The 3,819-nt window shown below is 28.4% G+C and carries 4 protein-coding genes and 1 pseudogene; all 5 read left to right on the forward strand.

Annotated features, from left to right (window positions below; genetic code table 11):
* On the forward strand, positions 1-699 hold a 699-nt coding region (locus RMO70_RS06700; RefSeq protein ID WP_310555655.1), incomplete at its 5' end, for a phage baseplate assembly protein V.
* Between the two features lie 156 nt (positions 700-855).
* Complete coding sequence (locus RMO70_RS06705) at positions 856-1,788, forward strand: hypothetical protein (protein ID WP_310555656.1); 933 nt, start codon at positions 856-858, stop codon at positions 1,786-1,788.
* Positions 1,767-2,477 carry a hypothetical protein gene (locus tag RMO70_RS06710; RefSeq protein ID WP_310555657.1) on the forward strand — a complete coding sequence of 237 codons (711 nt, stop codon included), beginning with the start codon at positions 1,767-1,769 and terminating at the stop codon, positions 2,475-2,477. Before RMO70_RS06705 ends, RMO70_RS06710 begins: the two co-directional genes overlap by 22 nt.
* An 80-nt stretch (positions 2,478-2,557) precedes the next feature.
* Positions 2,558-3,241, forward strand: a complete 684-nt coding sequence (locus tag RMO70_RS06715; protein WP_310555658.1) for a hypothetical protein — start codon at positions 2,558-2,560, stop codon at positions 3,239-3,241.
* A 389-nt stretch (positions 3,242-3,630) separates the two neighbouring features.
* Positions 3,631-3,819 (forward strand): annotated as a pseudogene (locus RMO70_RS06720) (type IV secretion protein Rhs); the annotation flags it as partial.

Genomic DNA, 3,819 nt, shown 5'->3' on the forward strand with positions numbered 1-3,819 from the left:
CCTGCTGGACTGGGCAGAGTACAAGTACAAATGGCTTGGCAGAAAGATTTTAGTGAAAACACCCCTTGGATTAGAATGGTGAACCCACACGCTGGTGGTGGCAAAGGAATCTATTTTATTCCTGAAATAGGCGAAGAAGTACTTGTGGCATTTGAAGCAGGCAATGCTGAAAAACCATTTGTATTAGGCGCAATGTACAATGGTAGTGAGAGTTCAGGTTATGCCTCGGGCGGGAACGACCAGAAAGTGATTCAAACCCGTTCAGGAACTAAAATTATTATGAACGATGCTATAGGTTCTGTGTTTATCGAAGACCCAAGTGGAAATACTTGGATGATGGATGGAAAAGGGAATATTAGTGTGAATGCACCGAAGAATTTTACAGTTAATGCTGGTGAAAATGTTAACATTACGGCAGGTAAAGATATGACAGTGAGTGCAGGAGTTAGTATGTCAAACTCTGCTGGAAAAAATATAACTCATATTGCTGGTAATGATTTGAATCAAAGTGCTACAGGTAATTTTACAGAAAGTTCAAATAATAAAACTGAGATTTCTACTGAGACTACTTTAAGACAATCAAAAAAATCCGAAACTTTCTCAGAGGCTGTAAATATAAACAGTTCAAAAGAGAATATGGTTATGAAAAGTGGTAAAACTATTGAATGGAATAGTGCCGAAAAATCTCAATTATTCTAATCATGGCTATAAATAAAACCGGAAGGAATATCATAATTAGAACTGCTAATAGGGAGATTAGTATTTCCAATAAGTTTGTAGAAAATACCGAAGAGAAGTATGTAGAAGCTACAAAAGAGAATTTAGTTTTAATATGTATGAAAAAAATTATATCAAATGGCAACACCTAATAATTCGTTTGGGACATATACTGCTGGCACGCCAAGCTTAAAAATCTTGCCAACTTTATCTTTTGAATGTGAAAAAATAAAATCTTTGCCTGTAAAACAAAAAATTTTATTGAAATTGAGAGTGAGTGGAAAAAATGGCTGGTTTGCTGATAAATATGATTTAGAATTAGTACCTTCAAGCGATAAGATTAAGTTATCTAAGACTAGTTTTAGGGTTGAAGAAGAATGGGTTATCAAATTTTATATCGAGTGTTCAGAAGTTTTAAGTGGTAATTTACTAGTTAAAATTGATGGGAAAGATAGTAATAAAGTTAATCTAAATTTTATAAATAATGCTAAAGATGTGTTTTCTGAAGAGGATGTCAAAAGATTAATTGATGAAAATATAAAATCACTATCTAATAGAACAGAATGTTTTATTGCAGCTGATAATCAAAATTCAGAATTGCTTCAAAAAAAAGAAGTAAAAATAAGCTCATATTCAAATGAAAATGGTTTCAGCAGAATGAAAAGTTATACTTCGATGGGTTACATTAAAGATCATAAAAAATTTAATCAATACATATTTGATACAGGAGGAATTACAAAACCTTCAAGTTATGTAAAAGGGAAAGAAAAAGAAATTTCAAGTTATATAAAAAAGATTATAGAAGATAAAATTGGATATCACGTGTTTTATTATTCTTTATTATTTAACTATCATATACTAACAATCGTTGTTGATAATACTAATCCTTGTGGTGCTAAATACAAGATATATGATCAATTGAAAGATAGAGGAGAGTATAAAGAAATTGAAGAATTAGATGGTGAAATTTTAACTCAAACAGTAAACAATTGGGAGGGAGCTGTTAGTCATACGGCAAAAAAAACAGACGCATCAACACAAATTGATTTATGGAAAGTACAAAGAAAATAAATATATTATTGATTATAGTTGGCTCCTTTTTGTGTGTGTTTCATTCTTGTATAAATAGTGATATTTATTTTAATGAATTGAAAAAAAACATTAATAAACCCCATAAATTAGAGAAAATTAACTACAATTTATATAAAGATGGAAATAATAATATATATATATTGTCTGATGCAATTTTTCAATATTCAGGAAAATCGGAAGAAATTATAAATAAAAAAGAAGGGGTTATTTTGCAAGATTCAATATATGAAAACAATAAACTAACATATCTTAAAAAAATAATTGATTTGAATAGTTATACTGAATTAGAAAAAGATATTTTTTATAAAGATAAAAAGTATGTTTATATGAATAGAGGAAGTCAATACTCTAATTATCCTTTTTTTGTTACTGAATTCAAATCCGAAGATTTTTATTTATTTAAATCTGGGAATTATTTTAGACATAATTTAAACATTTACACTTATGGACACTTTGGTTACATACAACTTGATGATGTAGATGCTAAAAAATTTACTGTAAAATCAATAAAAACGTTACGCAAAACGGACTTAATTTTAGGGGTTGATGAAAAAAATGTTTATCGTAACAATGAAAAACTAAGTTATGACGAATTCATAAAAACGCCACTAAACAATAAAGTTAAAGACTCATTACTGAAAATATATTTTCCTGATAAAATTAGATAATATTTCAATTTTGCAAATTCTTGTTTAAATCGATTTAAAATTGGTAAAACTAAACATTGGGATTCAACAAAAACATATTTATGGAAAATACAAAAAAAATAGTTTTTATAATAATCTCTTTTCTCTTTTTATCAGGTTGCACTTCACAAAAGAAAGAAGGTTTGAGTTTGCCCAATAATTTATTCAAAGATTCTAAAAGTAATATTATTTTTAGAGTACCATTACGTAATTATGATAAAGCCCACAATCAAAAAGGAATGACTATTAAAAATGATAGTATAAATTTCAGCTATGTTTACGATATTGAATCAAAAGAGTACAGAAAAAATAATGACGTTATAGATTGGAAAACATTTAAAAATATATTTAATGATGCTGAAAATGAAAAAAAAGTAAATTTTGATGACCAATCTGTGCTAACATATAATTGTTATTTTGAAGATAAAAACAACTTTTATATGTTTCCAACTTTTAGCACTAGTTTTATAATGATTAAAAATAAAAGTTATGATGTCTTAGGAGGTGCTTATTTGAAAATTAATAATGAGATTTATCACTTAGGAATTAAAGTAGAGTCCGCTGATATTAAAACTTTTAAAACTTTAAGACTTAGAAATGAAGTTGATTATTATCGAGAATCAATTGGAATGGATAAAAATTATTTATATTCTGGAAATTCCATTATGACTTATGATAGATTTAAAAGATATTATTCATCAAATAAAGACTTAAAATCAAAATATTTCAAAGATCAAAAAGAATAGATCTGTCTAGTCCTGAAATATGTTTACACATTTCATTCAAGTATTATTCTCGTTAGTGGGTGGTAATGTATCACAAGTGTTGTTTTTACAAAAACTCCAATAAAATGAAGTATTAAAAGTGAAATTTAGGAATAAAAAAGACAACCTTATGGTTGTTTTTTTTACTTTTAGTGTTTTAAATCAAGTAAATAGCTTCGATTTAAAGAAAGTGTATCAGAAGTGTTGTTTTTAAAAATAGCCCTGATGGTAGTGGAAAGCTTTTTGCAGGCTAGTTGTATTTTTTCTAGACATAAAAGAGCGACCACAGGAAGCTCCTTTTAAGGCTTAGAAAAAAACAACTGGACAAAAAAACTTGCAACGCACAGCAGGAAATAGCTTCTAAAATCATTATGAACGACGCTATTGGTATTGTGTTTATTGAAGATCCAAGTGGGAATACTTGGTTAATGGATGGTAAAGGGAATATTAGTGTGAATGCACCGAATGATATTACGATGAATGCGGGTGGGAATATCTCTATGACAGCAGGACAAAACATCAATTCAGCAGCAGCTATGAATATCTCTGAAAGTGCTGGA

It is taken from the genome of Flavobacterium sp. (assembly GCF_031422135.1).
In the GTDB taxonomy this organism is placed as follows: Bacteria; Bacteroidota; Bacteroidia; order Flavobacteriales; family Flavobacteriaceae; genus Flavobacterium.